This is a genomic window from Microbacterium faecale, from assembly GCF_014640975.1.
GTDB lineage: Bacteria > Actinomycetota > Actinomycetes > Actinomycetales > Microbacteriaceae > Microbacterium > Microbacterium faecale.
Map to the genome: position 1 here is coordinate 1,332,738 of NZ_BMHO01000001.1, position 23,846 is coordinate 1,356,583.

The following is a 23,846-nucleotide window of genomic DNA, read 5'->3' on the forward strand; positions in this document are numbered from 1 at the left end:
CGTGACGACACGCCGCGCGGAGGGAAGATGATGGTCCAGACGCCGCAGCCGCGCGCGATCGATGACGTCGCAGCACGATTCATGGCCCACCGGCCGCGCCTGTACGCGATCGCGCACCGCACCCTCGGTTCCCCGTGGCAGGCCGACGACGCCGTCCAGGAGACGTGGCTGCGGCTGCAGCGTGCCGACGTCGGCGCGATCGAGTCCCTCGAGGCCTGGCTGACGACGGTCGTCTCGCGCGTGTGCATCGACCTGATCCGTCAGCAGGTGCGACGCCGCGAGGATTCCGAAGACGTGATCGACCAGGCGCGCCCGGCCGTGAGCGCGCCCGTGAGCGCGGATCCGTCGGACGCCGCCATGCGTGTGGACGATCTCGCGGTCGCGATGCAGGTCGTCCTCGACACGCTTGGGCCGCTCGAACGCCTCGCGCTCGTGCTGCATGACGTGTTCGCGCTGTCGTATGACGACATCGCGCCAATCGTCGAGCGGACCCCGGTCGCCGCGCGGCAGCTCGCCTCACGCGCGCGAGCGCGCCTTCGCCGCGTGGACGTCAGCCAGATCCGGCAGCGTCGGAACGAGGCCATCGGCGCGTTCCTCGACGCGGCGCGCCACGGCGACTTCGGTGGGCTGCTTCAGTTGCTCGACCCAGAGATCGAACTGCGCGGCGACGTCACCGCGGTCGAGCTCGCCGCGCAGGGAGCCGACGACGGCGCACCGCTCCTGGGCCACCGGATCCGCGGGGGAGACGCTGTCGCACGCGTCTTCGCCGGCCGCGCGGAACTCACGCGACCCGTGCTCATCGACGGTGTCCCCGCCGCGGCGTATGCGGCGGACGGGACGGTGCACGCTGTCTACCTGGTCACCTTCGATCGCGACCGGATCGCCCGGATCGACGTCCTGGCCGACCCCGAGCGTCTGCGCGCGCTGCGCGTCGACGGAGGCTGACCGAGACCCGCCCCGCCACGTGGGGCGCACGAGCAGTTTGCCCGTGTTCGCGCCTCGGCACAGACTCAAGAATGCCACAGGTGCACGCTCGAGTCTCTCGACGATCGTGTGATCGACGCGTAGCGTGCCGTCGGCGAGCCACGATGCCGCGCGACGAACGTACTCGGCGAGGACCTCCCGGTGGGCGCCGCCGACGAGATCGACGTAGCGTCGATGCCGTCCGGCGAGTGAACCGCGAGCTGACCGGCGATATTACCCTCGCGATAGTCCACGACGCCGTCGAAGCCGTAACGTTTCTCCGCGTGCCGCGTCTTCTCGGGAGCCCGCGCTCACCGCGCGCCTGTCTACGTCATCGCTGTCGTCGAGTTCGTTCGATTCCGGCGCCGCGGTCGGCGCTGCTTTGACGACGCGCGAAACCGACGTGCTGCGCCTCGTCGCCGGTGGGTACAGCAATCGCGAGATCGCCGAGATGCTGCACCTGGCCGAGGGCACGGTGAAGAACCATGTCTCGAATCTCCTGGTCAAGCTCGGTGCCCGCGACCGCACGCAGGCGGTGCTGCGCGCCCTGCAGCGCGGCCTGATCGGCGACGGGCCCAGTGTGACACCCGTGCGGACCCGCGATACGAGTTCGGTCCGGAGCGACTTCGCGGCCGAGATTCACAGGGCTGACGCGCATGCGGTGTACCCTCAGGGATCTGTTCCGTCAGCCGACATGAGGTGCGTCCAGAATGGTCAGCGGAACGTGCGGGGAATGGGCCCAGATGCCGCCGCGATGAGACCGTGGACGCACCACCGTCAGTCCTGCCTCCTCGGCGATCAGGGCGCCGGCCGCCCAGTCGAACTCGTAGAGATCGGTTTCGACGAATGCGCTCGTCGAGCCCTCTGCGGCCATGCAGAGGCCGAGGGCGGCGGAACCAACGCTCCGCACATCGGTGAAATGTTCCATGTACAGAGGAAGATCGGTGAATTGCCGGGCGCGCATTTCGCGGCTGTATGAGAACCCTGTGCCGAACAGGATGGCGCCGGAGCTGGTGTCTGCGCCCGCCAGATTCACGGTGCTGCCCCTGGATGTGAGCCACGCACCCGCGCCGGCGCGAGCGTAATACTCCTGGCGGAGAGCCGGAGCGTTCACGGCCCCGGCGACCCAGCTTCCAGACGCGGTTTCCTGTACGGCTACCGACGAGCCGAAATAGGGGATGCCCGCGACGAAGTTCGACGTTCCGTCGAGCGGGTCGATCGACCATCGGTAGGTTGCCGCGCCGTCGCCCGTCGCATCGTACTCCTCGCCGGTGATCGCATCATCTGGTCGACGCGCGTTGATATAGCTGCGGATCGTCCGCTCGGCGCGCCTGTCGACGTCGGTCACCACGTCCCCGAGCTCGCTCTTCGCCGTGACGCTGACGTGTGCGCCGACGGAGTCGTCAAGTATCAGAGCCCCAGCCCGAGCCGCGCCGCGCGCAATCACGAGCAGTTCCTCCGCGAGTGTCCCTGACATGTGTGCTCCGATCGTTGACAATGCGACAACTTCACACGGTACCAAGCTTGTGGGAGAAAATTTCAGATATGGTGATCGGAAGGGGGGACGTCAGAGAGGACGGGTGCACATGGCGCTTGGTATCAATACATGTTTCGCAGTGAAACGGTGGTCGAACGCTGACGACATTCTTCGTATCGTCCGTGACGACTTGGGTCTCGATCTGTGCCAACTCAGCGTCGATAACCTCCCGCTCGCCGATCCTCGATCCGCGGAAGCGCAAGCCTACGTCCGGCGATTCGCCGCGGTGGCGGAGCGTGTGGGGGTCGAGCTGCACTCAATCTTCACAGGTCTCGCCGCTTATTCGACGAGCCTCTTGCTGAGTGACGACGTCGAGGCACGTACTCTAGCCGAAGCCTGGTATAGCGCGCTGATCGAGCTCGGCGGTTCCGTCGGCGTGACGTCCGTCGGTGGGCACATCGGTGCACTCTCGGTCCCGACGGCCGCTGACCCCGCGCGCCGTGCCGCCGCATTCGATGAGCTTCACGAACGGATGCTTCGGTTGTCCGCACGGGCGACGGTCGAAGGCGTTTCAAGTCTGCTGTTCGAGAACATGGCTGTCGGGAGGGAGCCGGGCGCGTCGTGCGACGACGCACTGGAGATCGAGCGTGCGCTCGCGATGTCATCCACGCCGTGGCAGCTCTGCCTCGATGTCGGGCATCCGATCGCGATGACTGAGGTCGATGACGACCCGCTTACCCGGTGGTTCGAGGCACCGTGGCGCTCATCGCCGATGTTGCAGCTACAATACTCACGTCCCGGCGTGGACATGCACGACGGCTTCGACGGCGTCGATCCGGACGTCGGTGTGAATCCACGGGTCGTCGCCGCAGCGATCAGGGACGCTGGTTGGACAAACAATCCGATGCTGATCGAAGTGATCCCGGCTCACGAGATGCGTGACGACGCCGTCGTGCCGAAGCTGCGCCGCACGGTCGATGCGTGGACGACGGTGCTCGCCTGATGTGCAAGCATGCGCCAGCGTCGTCCGGCACGACGATGGCGCGCCTGTTGGTGGCTGTTACGCCGCGATCCCGACGCGGTACGACCGCGCCGCCGCCATGAGTGTTTCGACGCGTGACAGATCGGCGGAGTTCTCGAATTTTCCGTCCCTCTTGAAGAAGGTGCCGACGATCGCACCGTCGGCGACGGAGAGCTGGTCAGCCACGTTCTCTGCCTTCACGCCGGTATTGACGAAGACGGGAACGTCGCCGGCAGCCTGCTTCACGACAGACACCGACTGCGTATCGGTCGGAGCGCCGGCAGTGAGGCCCGAGACGCACAGGGCGTCAGGGAGCGTCGCGAAGACCGTCGAGCGCGCGATCGCTGAGAGGTCGCGCTGGGCGAGGTATGCGGCGGACTCCGGAACGATGTTGAAGAACAATTTCACGTTCGCTGCTCCGATGCGATGACGATGACGCGAAACCTCACCGACGTTGGTGTTCCACAAACCGAAGTCACTCGCGTACACGCCGGTGAAGATCTCACGCACGAACGCAGCGTCCGTCGCGACAGCGAGGTCGATCGATGCACGGGAATCCCAGAGGACGTTCACCCCGAACGGCACCGCGAGGTCATGGCCCAGCTCTCCGATCACACGGGCCATCGTCACGGATGTGATCCGTTCGGTGTCGGTGAGGTAGGGGAGGCTGAATTCGTTCGAGATCAGTACGCCATCGACACCTCCGCTCTGCAAGGCATCCAGTTCGCGCTTGGCACGATCGACGATCGCGGAGACACCGGCCGCGGAGTCGTAGCCTGGATCGCCGGGAAGCGCAGAGAGATGAAGCATCCCTACGACGGGTTTCGGCGACGGGAAGACATCGGGCAGCCAGTTGGTCATTGTTCCTCGTTTCAACTCTCATGCTGAGGCGATGGTATGAATTCACATGAACCTAATCACAAGTGAACAAATAACACAAGCAACGATCCGTGCCGGATCGGAGAGGAGTACGCCATGGCCATGGAGGCACAGGAACGACGTGCCCGCGTTGAGCAGCGGGTGCTTGCGGACGGAGAAGCGGAGTTTCGTACGCTGGCGCTGGAGTTCGATGTCTCGGAGATGACGATCCGTCGGGACATCGAACTCCTTGAAGAGAAGGGCAGCGTCCGGCGCGTCGTGGGTGGCGCGATCGCGGCGCGGGGAAAGGCATCCGAGCCGACGTTTACGTCGCGTGCTTTGACGGGCGCGCGGGAGAAGGCGCATATCGCCGCTGCCGCCATTGAGTTGTTGAATCCGGGCGAGACTGTCGTTCTCGACAGTGGTAGCACCGTCCTCGCCGTCGCGCGCGCGATCAAGGGGCGGGGGCTTGGGCTCACGATCATCACGCCCAGCATCCTCGTCGCGCTGGAGCTGCACGACGAGCCGAACACGAAAATCGTGATGACCGGGGGAATGGTGCGCCCCGGGGAGTTGAGCCTCATTGGTGCTCCCTCGGTGGCGTCACTCGCGGAGTACAACTGTGACGTGTTCGTGATGGGTGTTGCTGGGGTTGACGGCAAGCGCGGTCTCTCTGACTACAGCGCCGAGGAAGGTGCGGTGAAGAAAGCCGCGATTCAGGCCGCGGATCGCGTCTTCGTGGTTGCCGACGCATCGAAGCTCGGGCGAGTCCAACTGATGAACGTTGCGGCGCCTGGTGAGATTACGGCGCTTGTCACCGACGGCGATCCTGAGACCCCTGCTCTCTCTGGGTTCCGTGCCGCGGGCGTCGCTGTACAGTGCGTGCCAGCGCGTTGACGCTGGCGGTCCCGTTACTTCATTGTTGTAAATTCACATGCACGCACCTCGTTGACAAGTTGGCACAGGTGCATTTAGGTTCCAATGAGGTTGTAACTTAATCCCGACTCGCCAATGAGTTGAGGGAATCTCACACAAAGGAGTGCACATGCGTCGCAAACTTGTCCCGAGTCTGACGCTCGGGGCTGTCGCCCTACTTCCACTCGCCGGTTGCGGCACCGTCGGCGGCAGTGGAGAGGGAAACGGCGACAGTGAAGAGGTATCGCCGGAGGAGATGACGATGGTCACGGTCGTCAAGGTCACCGGCGTCGGGTGGTTCGACCGCATGGAGATCGGTGTCAACGAGTTCGCCGAGGAGACCGGTATCGACGCCCGTCAGGAAGGCGCTGACGACGCCAGTCCCGAGAAGCAGATCCAGATCATCCAGGACCTCATTCCGCAGGCACCGACGGCCATCACTGTCGTTCCGAACGCACCGGAAGCGCTCGAGACGGTCCTCGAGCAGGCGCGGGAGCAGGGGATGATCGTGGTCACGCACGAGGCCGCTGGCATCACGAACGCCGACATCGACATTGAAGCCTTCGACAACACAGCCTACGGCGCACAGATCATCGACAGTCTCGCCACGTGCATGGAGGAATCGGGAGAGTACGTCTCGTTCGTCGGAGGGTTGACCGCAAAGACCCACATGGAATGGGTCGGCGGTGCGCTCGAACGTCAAGAGGCCGAGTACCCGGACATGGCGCGCGTCGAGGACCCCATCGAGAGCAAGGAAGACGAGAACGTTGCGTACCAGCGCGCTAAGGAGTTGCTCTCGAAGTACCCGGACCTCAAAGGATTCCAGGGATCGGCCGGGACGGACATCGCCGGCATCGCTCGAGCGGTGCAGGAGGCCGGACTCGAGGACCGGGTCTGCGTGATGGGTACGAGCATTCCGTCTGTCGCGGAGAAGTACCTCGAGGACGGATCGATCGACAAGGCGTTCTTCTGGGATCCTGCGCTCGCGGGCAAAGCGCAGTTGAAGATCGCTGAGTTGCTTGCGAGCGGCGAGACGATCGAGGAGGGGACGGACCTCGGGATCGAGGGGTACGAGTCGCTGTCGAAACTCGATGGATTCGACAACGTGTTCGTCGGTGACGCGGCAATCGAAGTCGACGCGGACAACGTCGCAGACTTCGACTTCTAACCTTCGCCCACCGCGTGGTGGTGGAGGCCGTGCGTGCTCCACCACCGAAAGGACAACTATGCCCGATCGCAATCACCCGCCCGTTCTCGAGGTGCGCGGCATCGTCAAAGTGTTCGGCGGCGTCACAGCACTCGACGAAGTGTCGATGACGCTCCTGCCGGGTCGCGTGCACTGTCTTGCTGGCGAGAACGGGAGCGGAAAGTCGACGCTGATCAAGATCATCAGCGGCGTCGAGTCGCCGGAAGCCGGCGAGATCGTCATCGACGGCGAGGTGATCAGCCGCATGACCCCTGCTCGTGCGCTCCGCGCAGGCATTCAAGTCATCTACCAGGACTTTTCACTCTTTCCCAATCTCACCGTTGCGGAGAACATCGTCCTTCCGGCGGCGATTGCCGCGCGGAAGAAGATGTTCAATCGGGCGCGCAGCCGCCCCGATGCCGAACGCATCGTCGACGAGCTCGGGCTCGCGCTGAACTTAGACGCTGACGTAGAAACGCTCTCCGTTGCCGATCGCCAGCTCACCGCGATCTGTCGGGCACTGGTGCAGGACGCGCGCATCATCTTCATGGACGAGCCGACGACGGCGCTCACGCGTTCGGAGGTGCAGCGGCTCTTCGCGCTCGTGCGGACACTGCAGGAACGCGATGTCGCGCTCGTGTTCGTCAGCCATAAACTCGATGAGGTCCTCGAGGTCTCGCACGACATCACGGTACTCCGCAGCGGCCAGCTCGTCGCAAGCGGGTCGGCTCGCGACTACAGCATCGCCTCGCTCACCGTCGCCATGACCGGCAGTGAAGTCGATGCCGCGCGACTCGTCAATGACGTTGCCGACGCTCGTTCCAAGCTGCTTACTGTGTCGAAGCTCACGCTCCCCGGGGCATTCAACGACGTCACTTTCGGCGTGGCCCCGGGCGAAATCATCGGGATCACGGGGCTCCTCGGTTCGGGAAGGGGAGAGATCGTCGAAGCGCTGTTCGGCCTCCTCAAACCCGAATCAGGGACTGTGGCCGTCAACGGACAGAAGCTGCGCCCCGGCAGCATCCGCGCATCGATCGCGGCCGGGATCGGATACGTGCCCGAAGACCGGCTGACGCAGGGACTCTTCCTGGAGAAGTCGATCGCTGACAACATCGTTGCCGCTTCGCTCGACAAACACGCGCGTGGCAAGATCGTGCTCAGTCAGAAGCGCATCGCCGAAACGATCTCGACGCTGTTCACGCGGCTGAGGATCAAGGCGCCAAGCGTCGCTGCGCCCGTCCGATCGCTATCCGGCGGCAACGCACAGCGCGTCGTCCTCGCGAAGTGGCTTGCCATGAAGCCGAAGATTCTCATTCTCAATGGGCCCACTGTGGGTGTCGATGTCGGTTCGAAGAGCGAGATCCTCACTCTCCTGCGTCAGGCGGCTAGCGAGGGCATGGGCGTCGTCATGATCTCCGACGACGTGCCAGAGCTCGTGTCGATCTGCCATCGGGTGCTCATCGTGCGTCGGGGGTCGATTGTCGACGAGTTCGCCGGCGAGCAGATCGACGAACAGCACATTCAGGAGGTGATGGCGGCATGACGTCCTCAACACGTGCCCGGTCGCTCGGATCACGCCTCGCCGGGGCGAACAACGAAGGGATGTTGGCGATCATCATCCTGGTGCTCGTCGTCGTGATGAGCATCGTGAGCCCCTCGTTCTTCACTGTCCACACGCTGTTCTCGATCGTGCGTTCGGCACTCGTGCCCACTGTGCTCGCCATCGCAGTGTTGCTCGTGATCATCTCCGGAGGCATCGACGTATCGTTCGCCGCAATCGCGATCTTCGCCGCGTATACGACAGTCCATCTCGCCCAGGCGGGGCAGTTCGACCCCGGCATCATCGGAGTTCTCGTGTTCGCGTGCCTCGTCGGGGCAGCCCTGGGCGCCGTCAACGGCGCCGTCATCGCCCGGTTCAGATTACCGACGCTGATCGTCACCCTTGCGACCCAGGGCATCTTCCGCGGCATCCTGCTCGTGTACGTCGGCTCTAGGTACATCGCTGAGCTACCCGCCAGCATGGCGAGCCTCTCGACGGCGAATCTCATCGCCCTCGAGGGCAGCCGCTCCTACCTGCACCTGCTCGTGGTGCCGGTGGCCGTCCTCGTTCTGCTGACCGCTTGGGTGCTGCGCAGGACGATGTTCGGTCGCGGCATCTATGCGATCGGCGGTGATACGGAGGCTGCGCGACGTGCCGGATTTCCTGTCGTGCGGTTCCAGATCATGCTCTACGTCCTGGTCGGCGCGATCGCTGCGGTCGGCGGGCTCATTCATGTGATCTTGAACCGCAACGCGAACCCGCAGGACATCATGGGTACCGAACTCGACGTGATCGCCGCAGTCGTCTTGGGAGGCGCGTCCGTCTTCGGCGGCCGGGGCTCAGTACTCGGAACCGTCCTCGGAGTGGTCCTGGTGCAGCTGATCAACAACAGCCTCCTCCTCATGGGCGTGCCCACGGCATGGCAACGCGCTGCTGTCGGGCTTCTGCTCGTCGTCGGTGTGGGCATCCAGGCCATCTCGGCTCGCCGTGCGTCGCGTCGCACATTCGTCATCGACACAGCGGAGGTGTAGCCCATGCCTACTCGTTCTCAGGGGAGCTCACTCGGGGTGCTCAATTCGCGCGTCGACAATATTGTGCGGACCTGGATCGCGAACCTTCACGTCGACCGCGGAATCGGTCGGATGGTCCTGCTTCTCGTCATCGCGTTCGGGGTGTTCGCGGCTCTCAATCCCCGGGTGTTCCTCAATCCGCTGAACCTGCAGAACATTATGGTGTCTGCGCCCGAGGTCGGACTATTGGCTATTGCGATGACACTTGCGATGCTGACGGGCGGAATCGACCTGTCGCTCGTCTCGATCGCGAACCTCACGGCCATTACGATCAGCACGATGTACGCGGGGCTCGCTGCGAGCGACCCCGCGCTCGCCGAGTCTCTCGGTGGGATGATTGTCGTCGTCGGCGTCGCCGTCGGCGTCGGAGCAGGTCTCATCAACGCGGTGCTGATCAGCACCGTTGGAATTGCGCCGATCCTCGCGACGCTCGCGACGATGCAGATCTTCAACGGACTAGCCATCGTGTGGACAGGCGGCAGGACCCTCTACGGCGCGCCCGAAATCCTCGGGGGAGTGGGCCAGTCGACAGTCGCTGGCATCCCTGTTCTATTCCTGATCTTCGTGGTCGTTGCAATCGCAATCGGCGTGCTGATCGGCCGCACGCCCTTCGGGCGTAAGACGCAGCTGCAGGGGTCGAATCCCGCAGCCGCCCGTTACTCCGGGATCCGCAGCGCCTCCGTGCTCTACGGGACATACGTTACGACGGGACTCCTCGGAGGCCTCGCCGGCGTGCTGTTTGTCACGCGTAATCCTACGGCGAGCGCCGACTACGGCACCTCGTATGTTCTGCTCGTGATCGTCATCGCCGTCCTCGGCGGAACGAATCCGATGGGTGGGTTCGCAACGGTGACCGGTGTTGTGCTGGCCACGCTCGTCCTGCAGGTCGTGCAATCGGGTTTCAACGCAATCCGGCTTTCCTCGTACGAGTACTCGATCGCTCAGGGTGTCATCCTCATCGGCGTCATGGTGTTCGACCAGGTCAGATTTCGACGTCGGGGCCGATACGTTCCGTCGACCCAGACCCGAAATATCGCGTCGCTCTCCGGCGTGGGAAACGACACGAAGAAGCGATTCGACGAGGTGAAGAGCACGTGACCGGCTTGTTGATCGGTATCGATGTAGGCACGTACGAGACGAAAGGGGTTCTTGTCGACACTGTCGGCGTCGTGCACGCGACGGCACGCGCCCGACACAGCGTCAGTACGCCGCGACCGGGGCACGTCGAGCACGACGCCCTCGATGTGTGGTGGGGTGATTTCACGGCCGTTTCCCGGGAGCTGATGCAGAACGCAGGCGGCCACAGGATCCTCGCAGTGGCGTGCAGTGCGATCGGTCCGTGTGTGCTTCCCGTCGATGCACAGCTGAATCCACTGCGACCCGCGATTCTGTACGGGGTAGATACGCGCGCCACCCGCCAGATCGTCGACTTCGAGCGCCGCATGGGACGCGACGAGATCATGCGACGGTCCGGCAACACACTCACGAGCCAGTCGGCCGGTCCGAAGGTCGCATGGATTCGAGAGAATGAATCCGATGTCGCTCGTGCAACCCGCTGGTACATGACGAGCCAGAGCTTCCTCGTCGCCAAGCTGACAGGAGAGGTCGTCATGGATCACGCGACTGCGGGATACTACCATCCCTTCTACGACCTGTCCGCACGGCGCTGGAACCTTGACGGTTTCGATGACGTCCTCAGCGTCGACCAGCTGCCGGACATCGGATGGTCGAGTGACATCGCGGGGCTCGTCACGGCAGCAGGCTCCGCCGAGACGGGGATCCCCGAAGGCACGCCTGTGATGGTGGGGACGACGGATGCTGTTGCCGAGGCAGTCGGGTCGTCAGTGCTCGACGACGGAGACTTGATGCTCATGTACGGCTCGAGTGGATATATGATCCGCGTGACGCCCGAGCCCGTCGTCGACGACACCCTGTGGTCGGCGCCGTTTGCCTTCCCTGGCCTTTACGTGCTCGCCGCGGGCACCTCAACCGCGGGTACGGCGACACGCTGGGCAGCGGGCCTGCTGGGACTCGATGACGGAGCCGGCGATACGGCGATGTTCGGCCGGTTCATGGAGCTGGTGCACGCCGCCGAGCCCGGCTCAGGGGGAGCGCTGCATCTACCGCACTTGAGCGGCGAACGCACGCCGTTCCATGATCCGGGTGCGCGAGGGTCTCTCACCGGGTTGTCGCTGACAACAGGGCGCGCCGAGTTCGCGCGTGCTGTCGTCGAGGGAGTTGCGCATTCGGTCGCCGCTGCCGTGGCCGCGTATGGCCACGTCGACATGCCACCCCGCCGCGTCGTAGCGATCGGGGGCGGCACGAAGAACGACGTGCTCGTGCAGGCGGTCAGTGATCTCCTCCGCTTCGAGCAGAACTGCGCCTCGACGGTCGGCGCGGCGTATGGCAACGCCGTTATCGCCGCGCTGGGCATCGGTGTGACGACGAAGACGAACGTCCGCGAGCAGTGGATCGCCGTCAACACGACCGTTGTCCCCCGGCCCGACACCGATCCAGCAGTTGAGGCGTTGCGTCGCGCGCACGACGAGTACTTGTCGACATACCGTGCGCTGCGCGCAATGCGACGAGACGACGATGGGACGAACGCATGAGCAGATGGCCCGAACTGGCCGCCCACCTCGCCACAGTGAATGAAGTGAGTGAGGGAACGCGCGTTAGCGTATTCATGACGTCGACTGCCGTCGCCGACGCTGCTGGAGCGTTCGTGCGCGAGGTTTATCGCCGCGGAGGTCTGCCACAGGTCCAACTGATCGACGAGATGTACGACCGGGACGCTCTTGACTTCGCGTCCGATGACGTTCTCGGTACGCCGGGACCGTTAGAGCTCGCGGCGATGAACTGGGCCGATGTCCATGTGTCGTTCCGCGGAATGGTCGTGCCGCCCGACACCATCGACGGAGGTCGCCTCAGTCTGCAGCGCGCAGGCAAGGGTGCCGTGTCCACGGCGCGCTGGCAGAACACGCGATGGACCCTGGTGCGTGTGCCGAGTCCGGAGTGGGCAGAGCAGATCGGGGTGAGCGACGTTGACTTGACGGCGGAGTTCTTTGCATCGACTCTCGCCGACTGGCCCGCGCACCGCCGGTCGCTAGACGAACTGTGCGCAGAGCTCGGCGCGACGCGGGTGGTGAAGATTCAAGACTCAGACACCGACCTCACGCTCAACTGTCGTGGCCGTATCTGGGTGCCTTTCGCTGGCGAAGCGAATCTGCCCGATGGGGAGGTCGCGACGGCTCCCATCGAAGACGGCGTCGATGGTCACATTCGGTTCCCCGGCACGTTCTGGTTCGGCGGAGCACGCATCACAGGGCTCGAGCTCGACTTCGCGAGAGGAATCGTCACCGACGCGCGTGCACACGAGGGCGGCGAGTTCGTCACGCGGCTTCTGGACACGCCCGGCGCGCGTACCGTCGGAGAACTCGGCATCGGTACCAATCCCGCGATGACAACGCTGACCGGCGATCTTCTGCTCGACGAGAAGATCCTCGGCACAGTGCACATCGCGCTCGGGCGGTCGTACCCGCAATGCGGTGGTCTCAACGACTCGGCGATCCACTGGGATATCGTCAAGGACCTCCGCGGTGGCGGCAGTCTCCTCGCCGACGACACGCCACTCATTGAGCACGGTCACGTCTTGCCTACGCTTAGGCGCGATTACTCCCGGAGGTAGGGAAGCGAATCCCCGCGCCGATGGTGCGCTCGGCCATCGTGTCTACGGCGGCCCGTTTGATCGTCATCTTGGACGGCCATCAGACCGCCTGGGCGAGGATATGCAGCGCTGCGGAGTCGAGCGCCCTCGCTCTGTGCTACGGCTGGGGCACCTTGATCATCGCCCCGGCGACGAGGAAGACGATCGCCGCGACCGGCTGTGCCGCCGTCCAGAGCGGACCGGAGAAGGCGAACGGGAACACCGGGTTCCACACCACCGCGATCGCGACGAAGATCGGGATCCACCACCACTGCTTCGCCTGCACCGCGAACCAGGCCGTGATGAGTGAGAGGATCGCGACGACGAAGAGCAGGATCGTCGTCCAGCCGGCGTCGATGAAGACGGGCGCAAGGAAGAGCGCCGCTGCGGCGAGGATGCTCGGCGCCAGGGCGTTGCGCTGATAAGCCGCCGCCGACTGATTCCGTTCGCTCATTGATGCGTCCCTCCGTGTGGTGCTGTCCCGGCTGCGCGCAGCCCCGTCTTGGCGGCGGATGTCACTCCAGGGTAGAGGGGTCGAATGTGTGGTGTCGGTGGTGCGATTCCTTGGGCGGTTCGGTCTCCTCCAACGCGAGGCTGTGGGCGACGAGCGCCTCGTAGTCGACGGCCGCTCCGCGCAGCAGCGTCTCGATCGCGTGCTCCGCTTCGGCGTCAGTGATGTGGCGATCGCAGAACAGGGCGAAATAGTGCACGAGCGAGCCGACCGTGTCGAGGAGGAGATTCCGGTCGGCGTCCGGGCGCAGATCGCCGCGGGCGGTAGCGCGATCGAGCGTGTGGCCGACGGCGCGACGCGCCGGTTCGATCAGGGTGTCCAGGTACTGCGCCCGCAGCTCCGGAGTCGCTGCGCATTCGGCAAGGATTGCGCTCAGCGCGTCGGGTCGGATCTGGCGGTACGCGACGAGGAAGACCTTGAAGCTCTCGTCGAGATCGCACAGCGTGCACCCGGTGTCTGGAGAGAGCGGGGCCTCCAGGCGCGACCCGATCGCCGCGAGGGCGAGGTGCACTCGATCCGGCCAGCGTCGGTAGATCGCCGGGCGGGACGTGCCCGCGCGTCGTGCCACGCCGCCGAGACTCAGCTCCTGGTAGCCAGATTCGTCCAGGATTGCGAGAGTCGCCGCGAGGATGGCGTGGTCGAGGTGGCGGTCCCGTGGGCGACCCGTCTGGGCGGCGCTGGAGGAGGGGGTGGACACTCAGCGAGTCTAACATTATCGTTACGTGACATGATGAAACGAAATGATGAGGTGCTCGCCTATCCGAGGACGCGCGCGTGGTGGGGTCTCGCGTTGCTCGTCGCACCGATGTTGGCCGTCGCGAGCGACCTCACGGCGCTCTTCTTCGCCGTTCCGACGTTGACCGGGGATCTCGGTGCGACGGCGACCGAGTCGCTCTGGATCGTTCACGCGTACGGCTTCCTGATCGCCGGGTTTCTGGTCACGATGGGAAGGGTTTCCGACCGCGTCGGCGCGCGCCGGCTGCTCCTCTGGGGAGCGCTGGCCTTCGCAGCGCTCTCGATGGTCGCCGCCTTCGCGTGGTCTCCCATATCGCTGGTGCTCGCTCGAGCGCTGCTCGGCGTCGCCGGTGCCACCTTGATGCCGTCGCTCTTCTCGTTGCTGCGCGAGATGTTTCCCGATGATGATCGTCGACGCCTCGCCATCGCGATCATGCTCAGCGCGTTCACCGTCGGCGGCGCGATCGGCCCACTTCTTGGAGGAGCACTCCTGGAGGCGTTCTGGTGGGGAGCGATCTTTCTGATCAATGTGCCGCCGATGGTGGTGCTCGTCGCGCTCGGTCGGTTCGCGCTCCCTGAGCGACGCCAGCCTCAGGCGGGTCGCGTCGATGTGCTGAGTGTCGGGCTCTCGGTCGCGGGGATGCTGGCCGTGGTCTCCGGACTGCAGGAGATCGTCGCCGGCACCGACGGGCGGACCGCGCCGACGTCGTCGTGGCTTCCCTGGATTCTCGTCGTGGCGGGGGCCGTCACGATCACGGCTTTCGTGCGCCGACAGCGACGGCTGGCGGATCCGCTCTTCGATCTTGCGCTTCTGAAGGACCGACGCGTCACGGCGGCGTTGCTGACGCTCCTGCTCACCGGTGTCGGCGTCGTGGGGTTGTTCTTCCTCTTCACGCAGCATTTGCAGTGGGTCGGAGGTTTCACCCCGTTCATCGCCGGCGTGCTGACGTTGCCGTACATCGGGGCGCAGATTCTCGGCTCGTTGATTGCCCCGGCGCTCGTTCGCCGTTTTCGGTCATCGAGCGTCATCTTCAGCGGGCTGCTGGTCGTGGCGCTCGGCGGTGTCCTCGCCGCCGGCGCAGTCGCCATCGGGACGACCGCACTGCTCGTCGGTGCGGTGGCGGTCATCGGCCTCGGTCATGGAACGGCCTTGGCGCTGGTCAGCGATGCCATCATCTCCAGCGCTCCCGAGGACCGCGTCGGGTCCGCCGCGGCAGCGCAGGAGGTCGGCGGTGAACTCGGCACGGCACTCGGTATCGCCATCGGTGGGACGGTCGGCATCGTCGTCTTCCGCGAGTCGCTCGAGCGGCTCGCTCCCACCGGCCTCTCCGAAGAGATTGGCGCCGCGCTCCGCTCGAGTATTCACGAGGCGTTCGCCGTCGCCCGCGCGTCTGCCGGGGGCGCTCCACCGCTCGTCGACCTGGTGCAAGATGCGACGGCGAATGGGTTCATGGTGTACGCGCTCATCTCGGCGGTGCTGGCGGGAGTTGCGGCCGCAATCATCGCGGTCGCGTTCGGCAGGCGCTGATGCTTGCGCCGACATCGCGTGGGGTTCTGAGGTCTCTTGACCCGATTCGGTACTACTAGTATAACTAGAGTTACTTTTACGAATCGGGCGGAGACGATATGAGTGTCACAGCGCCAGGAGACAAGTTCGCGGCCATCGTGAAGGTCGGCCCCAAGGGGCAGATCGTCATTCCGAAGGAGGCGCGCGCGATGTTCGGCATCGAGCCCGGATCCTCCCTCCTGCTCCTCGCGGACGAAGCGCAGGGGATCGCGATTGTGCGTCAGGAGCCGTTCCGCGATTTCATCGACACGGTCATGCCGACCATCCGGGTCGATGAGTAGGGGCGCACGCGGCGTGCTGATGGGTGAGCGGCACATCACCGTCGACGAGTACACCCTCAACGTCGCCGAGGGGCCCGACAACGGTCCGCCCCTCGTGCTGCTGCACGGCCAGGCGGCGCGCTGGCAGGACCATCGCCGCGTGCTTCCGGACCTGGTTGTGCGCTACCGGGTCATCGCGATCGACGTGCCCGGTCACGGCGGATCCGACAACCTGCCCGCCGACGAATACACGTGCGTCGGGGTCGCGGCCTTGCTCGCGGCGGCGATCGAACAGGTGACGGACGATCCCGTCCTGCTGGCCGGTCACTCCTCGGGCGGCGTGCTGGCGCTCGCGATCGCGGCCGCGTACCCGCACCTCGTCCGCGGACTGCTGCTCGAGGATCCGCCGCTCTTCTCGTCGGCCATGCCGCGCGGCGACAGCACGACCGGCGGGGTCCTGCATCGCATCGCGGAGGCATACGTGCGCGAGCAGCCGGAGGCCGAGTTCCAGCGCTACTACCTCGAGCACGCCGACTACTTCTCATTCTTCGGGAAGGCCGCGGCTCGGCTCACGCGCTGGGCGCTGCGGTGGGTCGATCGACACCCGGGCCGGCCCTTGCGGATCTGGTTCCTGCCGCGCGCCGTCGACGTGTGGTTCGAGGGCATGGTCGAGTACGACCCGGCCTTCGGCCGCGCGTGGCAGGTCGGCGCCTGGTACGACGGGTTCGATACCGAGGCGGCGCTGCGGGCGGTATCTGTGCCGACGACGCTGATCCATACGCGCTGGTGGTACGACAAGAACGGCACGTCATATGACGCGGATGGCGTCCTCAAGGCGGCGATGGATGTGGATGACGCTTCTCGCGCGATCTCTTCACTCCCCGACGCCGAGCTGGTGACGATCTCGGGCGGCCACCTCGTGCATTTCGAGCGGCCACGGGACTACGTCGCGGCGCTCGAGGGGCTGGCGAAGCGCTGCCGCTGACCCCGCGGCCGGAGGTTGGCGTCATCGCGACGGGCGGTCGGTCGTCGCGCGGACGTGCGCCCGCTGCCCCTGACGCCCGATGAGGCTGAGGTACTCGACCGGTCCCGAGCTCGTGGCCGCGAACCAGTGGGGCGTGCGGGTGTCGAACTCGGCCGCTTCGCCGGTGTGGAGGCGCAGGTCGTGGTCGCCGAGGACGAGGCGGAGCGTGCCGTTCAGGACGTACGCCCAGTCGTGGCCCTCGTGGGAGCGCAGGTCGGGGATCGCGTCGTCGCTTCCCGTCGGAAGCACGAACTTGAACGCCTGGATCCCTCCCGGGCGGCGGGTGAGCGGAACGATGACGGAGCCGTCTTTACAGGCGATCGGTCGCAGGTCGATCCGCGGATCCGCGGTGCGCGGGGCGTCGACGAGGGAGTCGATCGTGACGCCGTAGTAGCGGGCAAGGGGGAGGAGCTGCTCGAGCGTCGGCCGTCGCACGCCCGCCTCGAGTCGCGACAGCGTGCTCGTCGAGATGCCGGTCGCCGTGGCGAGCGCGGTGAGCGTCACATCGCGCCGCAGGCGAAGGTGCTTGAGTCGCGGGCCGACGGCGTCGAGCGTCTGGTCGGATGCGTTGTCCATCTCGTCAGTTTGCCATTTGGCAAGAATGTTTGCCAATACGGTGATGGGGAAGCGATCCTGTTCTGACCCGGCGGAGAACAGGAGCACGAACATGCCGCGATTCGACAAAACGTACTGGGAAGACCATTGGGATCCGGCGGCGACGGGCCGGGGTCACCGGCTTGCCGCGCATCCCGCCCTCGGGACAGAGACATCGTCTCTTCCGATCGGAACCGCTCTCGACGCGGGCTGCGGATCCGGGGCCGAGGCCACGTGGCTGGCCGGGCGGGGCTGGCGCGTCACCGGCGCCGACATCTCGAGGAACGCGCTCGACACCGCGGCGACTCGGGCGAACGCGGCGGGCCTCAGCGACCGAATCGAGTGGGTCGAGACTGACCTGAGCCGGTGGCAACCCGGGCGCGCGTGGGACCTGGTGACGACCAGCTATGCGCATCCGGACAGCGGTCAGCTGGCCTTCTACGAGCGCATCGCCTCCTGGGTCGCCCCCGGCGGGACGCTGCTGATCATCGCCCACGCCGCTGGCCACCGCCACCACGACGGCGACCACCCCGCCGACGCCGTCGCGACGCTGTCCGACATCACCCGGCTGCTGCTGGCACCGGAGTGGCGGATCGAATCGCGATACGAGAACACCCGCACTCTCCGACCCGGCCACCGCGTCGTCTCCCTGCGCGACGTGATCGTCCGCGCCCGCCGTCGAGCATGAAGGAAACCCTATGACCACCCCACCATCACTCGGAACCCTCGCTCCCGCCGACGTCATCGACGATCCGCGCCGCACCGCCGCTCCTCGGAGTCCGGCGCGGAGTGCCGCGCCGTCCCGGTGAACAGTGAGGCGGGCCTCGCGCAACCCCCTATCGCGCACGCGCGAACGCACGCAGAATGCTCGCGTGATGAACACGTCCGAATCGAATCCGAGCGAGTGGCACGGATCTGCGAACGGCCAGCATCGATGAGCGCGGCGCCGAATGGGTCGACATCATTGCCGAAGGGGAGGTTCTTCGCGCTGACGTGGACCATCCCTGACAACTACGGGGGCCTGACCAGCGCGATGCTGCACCGCTCACGCGCGTTCGTGCGGCTCGGTGCCGTCCCGGTCGAGATCCTGACGTTCAAGGACGGCCCGGACTACGCGGACATCCAGCGCCGACTGCTCGCCAACGGCGAGATGTTGCCGGGAATGCGGCTCACCAACCTCTGGGAGTGGCTGCGTGAGCACGACGTCGTACCCTCGGCTTCGCCCCTGGGCGCGTCGCAACGGGCGTTCACCCCACTCGGTGCGGACCGGTCGTACCGCTCTGTGCACCGCGGTGGCATGGAATTGCAGCGAAGCCGCCTGGCCGCTGATGGGAAGACCGTGCTGCAGACCGACTATTACCGACCGGACGGCTCTCTTCTCGTCAGCGACCGTCAGGACACGACCGAAGCTGGCACGCGGGGCGGCCGCTCGGTGGTCCTCTGCGACGGGGACGGTCAGCCGGCGCGTTCCTGGGGGAGCAAGTGGGCGTTGTACCGATACTGGCTCGACCAGCTCACAGCGGGAGACGAGGACTGCTACCTCATCGCAGACAGCAAGCCGGTGTCCCGATTCCTGCACACCTACAGACGTCGTCGGCGCACGACGATGGCGGTCATCCACGGCTCCCATCTCGCCGGCAGCATCGGACCCTGGGGCAGGCTGCGACCGTCTCGGGCGGAAGTGTTTCGCCATCTCGACGGCTATGACGCGGTCGTCTTTCTCACCGATCGGCAGCGGCGCGACGTGTCCCTCATGTTCGGACGCCGCTCAAACCTCCGCGTCATCCCAAACAGTCGGGTCATGTCGACGCCGCCTGGGTGGGAACGTTCGCCGAGTAGCGGTATCGTCCTCGGCGCCTTGTCGCGACTCAAGCGCCCAGAACACGCCGTACGCGCGGTACGGCTCGCTCGCCGCTTCGACAAGAACGTTTCGCTCGACATCTACGGTGGCGGACCGCAGCGCCCCGCACTCGAACGGCTCATCTCGGATGCAGAACGACACGGGCCGATCCGGCTGCACGGATACGACCGCGACGCACGTGATCGGCTCTCCTCGGCGTCCTTCCTGCTCCTGACCTCACGCTCGGAAGGATTCGGGCTCGTGCTGCTCGAAGCCATGAGCGCGGGCTGCATTCCGATCGCCTACGACATCCGCTACGGGCCCGCCGATCTCATCCAGCACGGTCGCAACGGCTTCCTCATCACACGCGGCAACCTTCCCGGGCTGGCGCGCGCCATTCTCCGACTCCAGCGAATGCCACCGCGTCAGGTGACACAGATGCGGGAAGCCGCGCGTCGCACGGCTGAGAAATACCGTGACGAGGCCACGGTGCCACTGTGGGCGAAGGAACTGGACGTGGCCAGGAAGCGCAACCGTGAAACTCTCAGCGCTTCGTGAGCCCGTTCCCGCCCCGACGCCGACGGCGTCTCCGATCCGTCACACCGACACGGGCGGCGACAGGACGTGCTCGAGGTCGCTGGCGTCAACGAGCGGATCATCGAGGTCCACCGTCAGCTGCGAATGAGCGATCATCTTCGCTGACCCGGTGATCGTGGAGTGCAGCGCCGCGTACTCGCCGACGCGCGCACGGCCGAGCACCTTTCCGAGGAAGCGGTTGCCGCGCGGCGAAATCGTCTCGAGTGCTTCGCCCTCGCGGATCTCGCCACGCTGCGCCATCAGCGCCAGCCGCGCCGAGGTTCCGGTCCCGGTGGGGGAGCGGCAGAGCACCCCCGGGTGCACGTATGTCGCCGACGGTGACTCGTATCTGCCGTCGCCGATCGCCGTCACCGGCCCTCGGAAGTGCGCGAACGGAAGCGGCCCGACCGCGCCGAGCTCCGGATGCTCTTCCTTCAGGCCGGGACGGGCGGCACGGACGAACGCGTCGCCGAAGGCCGTCAGGGCGATCTGCTCCTCCGAGGTCAGGTGGAAGCCGTGCTCCGTGGCGTCGATCACCGCGTAGTAGGCGCCAGACCAGACGAGATCGAACCGCACGGTTCCGTAGTGCGGCACCTCGACGCTCAGCCCCTCGTCAGCGACATAGGCGGGCTCGCCGCGGGTCGTAATCGAACGGACTCGGCCGCCGGAATTTTCTGCCGTGATCCGTGCCAGGCCCGCCGGGGACTCGAGGACGATCTCCTGCCGTCCGTCCTGCATCGGGATCGTCCCGCTCTGCAGGAGGGCCGTCGCCGTGCAGATCGTGTTCGATCCGGAGTACAGCGGGTAGCCCATCGCCTCCATGATGATGTAGCCGGCCTGGGCCTCCGGGTGGCTCGGCTCGACGATCAGATCCACCGACATCGCCGGATCCCCGTAGGGTTCGGAGAGCAGCAGTCGGCGCAGTCCGTCGCCCTCGTGCTGCAGGTAGCGCGCCTTCTCCAACACGGTGGCGCCGGGGAGCGGACCGACGCCGTCGAGGACGATGCGACTGACGTCGCCTCCGGATTGCGTGTCGATGAGGGTCAGGGTGCGTTCACGATCCTGCATGGGGTGCTCCGATCCGCTCCCAGTGCCGGTCGGGCACCACGACGAGCTTGCCGATGAATGACTTGTCCATGAAGGTCCGCTGCGCATCGTGGAAGTCTGAGAGGCGGAACGTGCGGTCGAGCAGCGGGCGGATCTCACCGGTCTGGATGTAGCCCGCCAGGCGGCGGAAATCGGTGCGGGTGCCCTGCGACGACCCGTTCAGTTGCAGCTGCTTCAGGTACATGGTGCGCAGGTCGAGCTCGACGACGGGCCCGCCGATCGCGCCCGCCGTCGTATATCGGCCCTCCGGGCGCAGGATCCGCAGCAGGTCGTTGAACATCGGCCCCGCGACGAGGTCCGCGACGACGTCAATGGGGCCATCGACGACGCGTTCGACGTCGGTCACGAGGTCACCGCCGCGCAGGATCACGTCCTCTGCGCCGATCTGCCGCAGAGCATCCTCCTTACCGGGGCTCGACACGGCGTACGGCACCGCGCCGCGCACCCGCGCGAGCTGGATGATCGCGGATCCGACGCCGCCCGAGGCGCCCGTGACGAGCACGCGATCGCCCCGCGCGACGCGCGCGCGCTCCAACATCTGCTCTGCCGTGAGATACGCGCAACAGAAGGTCGCCAGCTCGGCGTCGGAGATGTCGGCCGTGATCTCGTGCGCGTTGGCGGCGGGCACCACCTGGTACTCCGCGTACCCGCCGTCGCGCCCGTGACCGATGTAGTCGATGTCGGCAAGGCTGTCGTCGCCCTCGGGCCTGTTGTAGATACTGAAATCGACCATGACGCGCTCGCCGATGCGGTCGGGCGAAACGCCTGACCCGACTGCGACGATCTCGCCGACAGAATCTGTTCCCTGGATCCGCGGGAACTCGAGCGTCGATCGCCCGCGTCGCCAGGTCGAGACCGACGCGGGGTCGGTCTCGGTGCCGTATGCGCCCTCGCGCACCCACACGTCGGTGTTGTTCATACCGCACGCGTGGACGTCGATGAGCACTTCGTCCGGGCCCGGTGCCGGTGTCGGCACGTCCCGGTAGACCAGCTGTTCCAAACCGCCGTGCCCTACGAGCTGCACGGCCTTCATCTCCGCGGGAATCGCGGTGGTCTCGGCCATCATGAGACCGAGTGTAGGGGCGCGGACGCCCGCACGGAATAGCTATCAGGCATGCCCCGGATGAGGTGTTGCGCCCGAGACCGGCGACGGCCAGTCTGGGGAGCATGGAGACGATCGGCGGGGTGGGCGTGAGGCGCGCCGTGGTGACGGCGGCTGACGGAGCGCGACCATGACGTGGGCGCTCATCGCCGACCTGTTCGGCACGTTCTTCTTCGCGATCTCGGGCTGTCTGCTCGCCGTCGGTCGCGGCTACGACCTCGTCGGATCCCTGCTGCTCGGCGCGCTGACGGGGCTGGGCGGCGGCGTCATCCGCGACGTGATCATCGGACGCCTGCCCGTCGCGTTCGACCAGCCGGTCTACCTGCTGCCGCCGGTCCTCGCGGCGCTGCTCGTGTTCGCCATCGCGCCCAGCGTGCAGCGCTTCCGGCGCACGCTGTTGGTGTTCGACGCCGGCGGGCTCGGCCTGTTCTGCACGACGGGCACGGTCATCGCCCTGAGCGCCGGCCTGAACCCGATCGCGGCCATCGTACTCGGCGTCACGAGCGCGGTCGGCGGCGGACTGCTGCGGGACGTGGTCGCCAACCGTGATCCGCAACTGTTCAACCCGAACGACCTCTACGCGGTCCCCGCAATTCTTGGTGCGGCTCTCCTCGTCGGACTCTGGGTCCTCGGCTGGCACTCATCGCTCACTGGCTTCGCCGTCGCGGCGTTCGTGTTCCTGTTCCGCGTCGTGTCGCTGCGTTTCAAGTGGCGGATCCCGCACGCGAGCCCGCCTCGCGGCAGCGAAGAGCCGTGACGGTCTCGGCTCAGGGGTGGGTGATCGAGTCTGGCTCGCTCGCCCGGATCTGCTCGGTCTCGATCTGGAAGGTCGTGTGGTCGATGCGCACGTCGAAGTGCTCGGCGACGCATCGCTTCGCTGCGTCGAGGACCTCCGCGGCGTGGCCGTCGGTGAAGCATTCGTCGCGCACGACGAGGTGACCCGTAAGTGTGGCCAGTCCCGTCCCGACCGTCGACGCGTGGAGGTCGTGCACGTCCGTGACGTGCTCCAATTCGCGCAGGTGGCGCCGCACGTCGTCGAGGTCGAGGCCGACGGGGGTGAACTCCATGAGCACCCGCATCGTCTCGCGGACGATGATGGCTGCCCGCGGCACGATGAGCGCGGCGATGACGAGGCTCGCGATGGGGTCGGCACGCAGGAAGCCCGTCGTCGCGATGACGATCGCCGCGACGATCACGGCGACGGATCCGAGCGCGTCGTTGACGACCTCGAGGAAGGCCGCGCGCATGTTGACGTTCGCGTTGCGCTGAGTCGTGAGCACCGCGATCGCGATGACGTTCGCCGTGAGGCCGACGACGCCGAACACGAGCAGTCCGACTCCCGGCACCTCCGGGGGATCCACCAGCCGCCGGATGCCCTCGATCGCGCTGTAGATTCCCACGACGATGAGCAGGGCCGCCTGGGCGAGCGCGGCGATCACCTCGGCGCGTCGAAACCCCCACGTGCGCGTCGAGCTCGCGGGTCGCAGCATGAGCGTCGCGGCCACGAATGCCACGGCGAGTCCGGCCGCATCCGTGAGCATGTGCGCCGTGTCGGTGAGCAGTGCGAGGCTGCCGGTCATGACGGATCCGATCGCCTGCGCGACGAAGACTGCGAACGTCAGACCGAACGCGATCGCGAGGCGAGCGCGGTTGTCGACCGCGGCGCCCGGAGGATGATGAGCACCCACGCAGGCCCCCTCTCTTCTCGCCGTCGAGCATACCGGGGCGACCGGAGAGACTGCTGTGCTCAAGTCCTGATGAGAGGGTAAATCAGAACCATTATCGACAGCGACC

The 23,846-nt window shown here is 66.1% G+C and carries 23 protein-coding genes and 1 pseudogene; 16 read left to right on the forward strand and 8 right to left on the reverse strand.

Annotated elements, in window-relative coordinates; translation table 11 throughout:
• Positions 1-27: 27 nt before the first annotated feature.
• Together IEW87_RS06310 and IEW87_RS15180 are read left to right on the forward strand one after the other, a co-directional pair.
• The gene (locus IEW87_RS06310) at positions 28-945 is read left to right on the forward strand and encodes a sigma-70 family RNA polymerase sigma factor (RefSeq protein ID WP_188711419.1); all 918 of its coding nucleotides are present in this window, start codon (positions 28-30) and stop codon (positions 943-945) included.
• Positions 946-1,366: 421 nt separating this feature from the next.
• Positions 1,367-1,447: pseudogene (locus IEW87_RS15180) on the forward strand (LuxR C-terminal-related transcriptional regulator); the annotation flags it as partial.
• Between the two features lie 201 nt (positions 1,448-1,648).
• Here the strand turns inward: IEW87_RS15180 and IEW87_RS06320 are convergent.
• Positions 1,649-2,440 (reverse strand): inositol monophosphatase family protein, encoded by a 792-nt coding sequence (locus IEW87_RS06320; protein WP_229730985.1) that lies wholly within the window; start codon positions 2,438-2,440, stop codon positions 1,649-1,651.
• 355 nt (positions 2,441-2,795) lie between these two features.
• Here IEW87_RS06320 and IEW87_RS06325 point away from each other — a divergent pair, with 355 nt between their 5' ends.
• A complete protein-coding gene (locus IEW87_RS06325) occupies positions 2,796-3,443 on the forward strand; it encodes a hypothetical protein (RefSeq protein WP_229730987.1) in 648 nt (215 codons plus the stop codon).
• A 57-nt stretch (positions 3,444-3,500) separates the two neighbouring features.
• Here the strand turns inward: IEW87_RS06325 and IEW87_RS06330 are convergent, their stop codons facing one another.
• Entirely contained in the window at positions 3,501-4,322 is an 822-nt protein-coding gene (locus IEW87_RS06330; RefSeq protein WP_188711422.1) for a BtpA/SgcQ family protein, read from the reverse strand.
• Between the two features lie 114 nt (positions 4,323-4,436).
• On the opposite strand from IEW87_RS06330, the gene IEW87_RS06335 reads away from it, so the two are divergent.
• From IEW87_RS06335 to IEW87_RS06365, 7 genes are all read left to right on the forward strand, one after another.
• Entirely contained in the window at positions 4,437-5,216 is a 780-nt protein-coding gene (locus IEW87_RS06335; protein ID WP_188711423.1) for a DeoR/GlpR family DNA-binding transcription regulator, read from the forward strand.
• Between the two features lie 148 nt (positions 5,217-5,364).
• Positions 5,365-6,402: an autoinducer 2 ABC transporter substrate-binding protein gene (locus IEW87_RS06340; protein WP_188711424.1), complete on the forward strand. Its 1,038-nt coding sequence runs from the start codon at positions 5,365-5,367 to the stop codon at positions 6,400-6,402.
• A 58-nt stretch (positions 6,403-6,460) separates the two neighbouring features.
• Positions 6,461-7,963, forward strand: coding sequence for a sugar ABC transporter ATP-binding protein (locus IEW87_RS06345; RefSeq protein WP_188711425.1), 1,503 nt, complete (start codon positions 6,461-6,463; stop codon positions 7,961-7,963).
• A complete protein-coding gene (locus IEW87_RS06350) occupies positions 7,960-8,991 on the forward strand; it encodes an ABC transporter permease (RefSeq protein ID WP_188711426.1) in 1,032 nt (343 codons plus the stop codon). Before IEW87_RS06345 ends, IEW87_RS06350 begins: the two co-directional genes overlap by 4 nt.
• A 3-nt stretch (positions 8,992-8,994) precedes the next feature.
• On the forward strand, positions 8,995-10,128 hold the full coding sequence (locus IEW87_RS06355) for an ABC transporter permease (protein ID WP_229730989.1): 1,134 nt from the start codon (positions 8,995-8,997) through the stop codon (positions 10,126-10,128).
• Positions 10,125-11,642 (forward strand): FGGY-family carbohydrate kinase, encoded by a 1,518-nt coding sequence (locus tag IEW87_RS06360; protein ID WP_188711427.1) that lies wholly within the window; start codon positions 10,125-10,127, stop codon positions 11,640-11,642. Before IEW87_RS06355 ends, IEW87_RS06360 begins: the two co-directional genes overlap by 4 nt.
• Entirely contained in the window at positions 11,639-12,718 is a 1,080-nt protein-coding gene (locus IEW87_RS06365; protein ID WP_188711428.1) for an aminopeptidase, read from the forward strand. Before IEW87_RS06360 ends, IEW87_RS06365 begins: the two co-directional genes overlap by 4 nt.
• A gap of 136 nt (positions 12,719-12,854) precedes the next feature.
• Here IEW87_RS06365 and IEW87_RS06370 read toward each other — a convergent pair whose 3' ends face one another.
• Together IEW87_RS06370 and IEW87_RS06375 are read right to left on the reverse strand one after the other, a co-directional pair.
• Entirely contained in the window at positions 12,855-13,190 is a 336-nt protein-coding gene (locus IEW87_RS06370; protein ID WP_188711429.1) for a DUF6804 family protein, read from the reverse strand.
• 61 nt (positions 13,191-13,251) lie between these two features.
• Positions 13,252-13,944, reverse strand: a complete 693-nt coding sequence (locus IEW87_RS06375) for a TetR/AcrR family transcriptional regulator (RefSeq protein WP_188711430.1) — start codon at positions 13,942-13,944, stop codon at positions 13,252-13,254.
• 30 nt (positions 13,945-13,974) lie between these two features.
• Here IEW87_RS06375 and IEW87_RS06380 point away from each other — a divergent pair, with 30 nt between their 5' ends.
• The 3 genes from IEW87_RS06380 to IEW87_RS06390 all read left to right on the forward strand — a co-directional run bounded on the left by IEW87_RS06380 (position 13,975) and on the right by IEW87_RS06390 (position 16,794).
• The gene (locus IEW87_RS06380) at positions 13,975-15,510 is read left to right on the forward strand and encodes an MFS transporter (protein ID WP_188711431.1); all 1,536 of its coding nucleotides are present in this window, start codon (positions 13,975-13,977) and stop codon (positions 15,508-15,510) included.
• Between the two features lie 98 nt (positions 15,511-15,608).
• Positions 15,609-15,830 carry an AbrB/MazE/SpoVT family DNA-binding domain-containing protein gene (locus IEW87_RS06385; RefSeq protein WP_188711432.1) on the forward strand — a complete coding sequence of 74 codons (222 nt, stop codon included), beginning with the start codon at positions 15,609-15,611 and terminating at the stop codon, positions 15,828-15,830.
• Positions 15,823-16,794 carry an alpha/beta fold hydrolase gene (locus IEW87_RS06390; RefSeq protein WP_188711433.1) on the forward strand — a complete coding sequence of 324 codons (972 nt, stop codon included), beginning with the start codon at positions 15,823-15,825 and terminating at the stop codon, positions 16,792-16,794. The genes IEW87_RS06385 and IEW87_RS06390 overlap by 8 nt, the downstream gene beginning before the upstream one ends.
• Before the next feature lie 21 nt (positions 16,795-16,815).
• Here the strand turns inward: IEW87_RS06390 and IEW87_RS06395 are convergent, their stop codons facing one another.
• A complete protein-coding gene (locus tag IEW87_RS06395; RefSeq protein ID WP_188711434.1) occupies positions 16,816-17,409 on the reverse strand; it encodes a helix-turn-helix domain-containing protein in 594 nt (197 codons plus the stop codon).
• 91 nt (positions 17,410-17,500) lie between these two features.
• Between IEW87_RS06395 and IEW87_RS06400 the strand changes: the two genes are divergently transcribed.
• Positions 17,501-18,115 carry an SAM-dependent methyltransferase gene (locus IEW87_RS06400; RefSeq protein WP_188711435.1) on the forward strand — a complete coding sequence of 205 codons (615 nt, stop codon included), beginning with the start codon at positions 17,501-17,503 and terminating at the stop codon, positions 18,113-18,115.
• A gap of 276 nt (positions 18,116-18,391) precedes the next feature.
• Positions 18,392-19,825 (forward strand): glycosyltransferase, encoded by a 1,434-nt coding sequence (locus IEW87_RS06405; protein WP_188711436.1) that lies wholly within the window; start codon positions 18,392-18,394, stop codon positions 19,823-19,825.
• A 39-nt stretch (positions 19,826-19,864) separates the two neighbouring features.
• Here the strand turns inward: IEW87_RS06405 and IEW87_RS06410 are convergent, their stop codons facing one another.
• Both IEW87_RS06410 and IEW87_RS06415 read right to left on the reverse strand, forming a co-directional pair.
• On the reverse strand, positions 19,865-20,911 hold the full coding sequence (locus IEW87_RS06410) for a proline racemase family protein (RefSeq protein WP_188711437.1): 1,047 nt from the start codon (positions 20,909-20,911) through the stop codon (positions 19,865-19,867).
• Entirely contained in the window at positions 20,898-22,016 is a 1,119-nt protein-coding gene (locus IEW87_RS06415) for an alcohol dehydrogenase family protein (protein ID WP_188711438.1), read from the reverse strand. The genes IEW87_RS06410 and IEW87_RS06415 overlap by 14 nt, the downstream gene beginning before the upstream one ends.
• A 166-nt stretch (positions 22,017-22,182) precedes the next feature.
• Between IEW87_RS06415 and IEW87_RS06420 the strand changes: the two genes are divergently transcribed.
• Entirely contained in the window at positions 22,183-22,809 is a 627-nt protein-coding gene (locus tag IEW87_RS06420) for a trimeric intracellular cation channel family protein (RefSeq protein WP_188711439.1), read from the forward strand.
• Positions 22,810-22,819: 10 nt separating this feature from the next.
• Here the strand turns inward: IEW87_RS06420 and IEW87_RS06425 are convergent, their stop codons facing one another.
• Complete coding sequence (locus IEW87_RS06425) at positions 22,820-23,740, reverse strand: cation diffusion facilitator family transporter (protein ID WP_188711440.1); 921 nt, start codon at positions 23,738-23,740, stop codon at positions 22,820-22,822.
• Positions 23,741-23,846: the final 106 nt, after the last annotated feature.

Excerpts from the sequence above, each read along its gene's own strand:
- IEW87_RS06310 (WP_188711419.1), top strand. The coding sequence starts at position 28 with ATGATGGTCCAGACGCCGCAGCCGCGCGCGATCGATGACGTCGCAGCA.
- IEW87_RS06320 (WP_229730985.1), bottom strand. The coding sequence starts at position 2,440 with ATGTCAGGGACACTCGCGGAGGAACTGCTCGTGATTGCGCGCGGCGCG.
- IEW87_RS06330 (WP_188711422.1), bottom strand. The coding sequence starts at position 4,322 with ATGACCAACTGGCTGCCCGATGTCTTCCCGTCGCCGAAACCCGTCGTA.
- IEW87_RS06335 (WP_188711423.1), top strand. The coding sequence starts at position 4,437 with ATGGCCATGGAGGCACAGGAACGACGTGCCCGCGTTGAGCAGCGGGTG.
- IEW87_RS06340 (WP_188711424.1), top strand. The coding sequence starts at position 5,365 with ATGCGTCGCAAACTTGTCCCGAGTCTGACGCTCGGGGCTGTCGCCCTA.
- IEW87_RS06345 (WP_188711425.1), top strand. The coding sequence starts at position 6,461 with ATGCCCGATCGCAATCACCCGCCCGTTCTCGAGGTGCGCGGCATCGTC.
- IEW87_RS06350 (WP_188711426.1), top strand. The coding sequence starts at position 7,960 with ATGACGTCCTCAACACGTGCCCGGTCGCTCGGATCACGCCTCGCCGGG.
- IEW87_RS06355 (WP_229730989.1), top strand. The coding sequence starts at position 8,995 with ATGCCTACTCGTTCTCAGGGGAGCTCACTCGGGGTGCTCAATTCGCGC.
- IEW87_RS06365 (WP_188711428.1), top strand. The coding sequence starts at position 11,639 with ATGAGCAGATGGCCCGAACTGGCCGCCCACCTCGCCACAGTGAATGAA.
- IEW87_RS06370 (WP_188711429.1), bottom strand. The coding sequence starts at position 13,190 with ATGAGCGAACGGAATCAGTCGGCGGCGGCTTATCAGCGCAACGCCCTG.
- IEW87_RS06380 (WP_188711431.1), top strand. The coding sequence starts at position 13,975 with ATGATGAAACGAAATGATGAGGTGCTCGCCTATCCGAGGACGCGCGCG.
- IEW87_RS06385 (WP_188711432.1), top strand. The coding sequence starts at position 15,609 with ATGAGTGTCACAGCGCCAGGAGACAAGTTCGCGGCCATCGTGAAGGTC.
- IEW87_RS06390 (WP_188711433.1), top strand. The coding sequence starts at position 15,823 with ATGAGTAGGGGCGCACGCGGCGTGCTGATGGGTGAGCGGCACATCACC.
- IEW87_RS06395 (WP_188711434.1), bottom strand. The coding sequence starts at position 17,409 with ATGGACAACGCATCCGACCAGACGCTCGACGCCGTCGGCCCGCGACTC.
- IEW87_RS06400 (WP_188711435.1), top strand. The coding sequence starts at position 17,501 with ATGCCGCGATTCGACAAAACGTACTGGGAAGACCATTGGGATCCGGCG.
- IEW87_RS06410 (WP_188711437.1), bottom strand. The coding sequence starts at position 20,911 with ATGCAGGATCGTGAACGCACCCTGACCCTCATCGACACGCAATCCGGA.
- IEW87_RS06415 (WP_188711438.1), bottom strand. The coding sequence starts at position 22,016 with ATGATGGCCGAGACCACCGCGATTCCCGCGGAGATGAAGGCCGTGCAG.
- IEW87_RS06420 (WP_188711439.1), top strand. The coding sequence starts at position 22,183 with ATGACGTGGGCGCTCATCGCCGACCTGTTCGGCACGTTCTTCTTCGCG.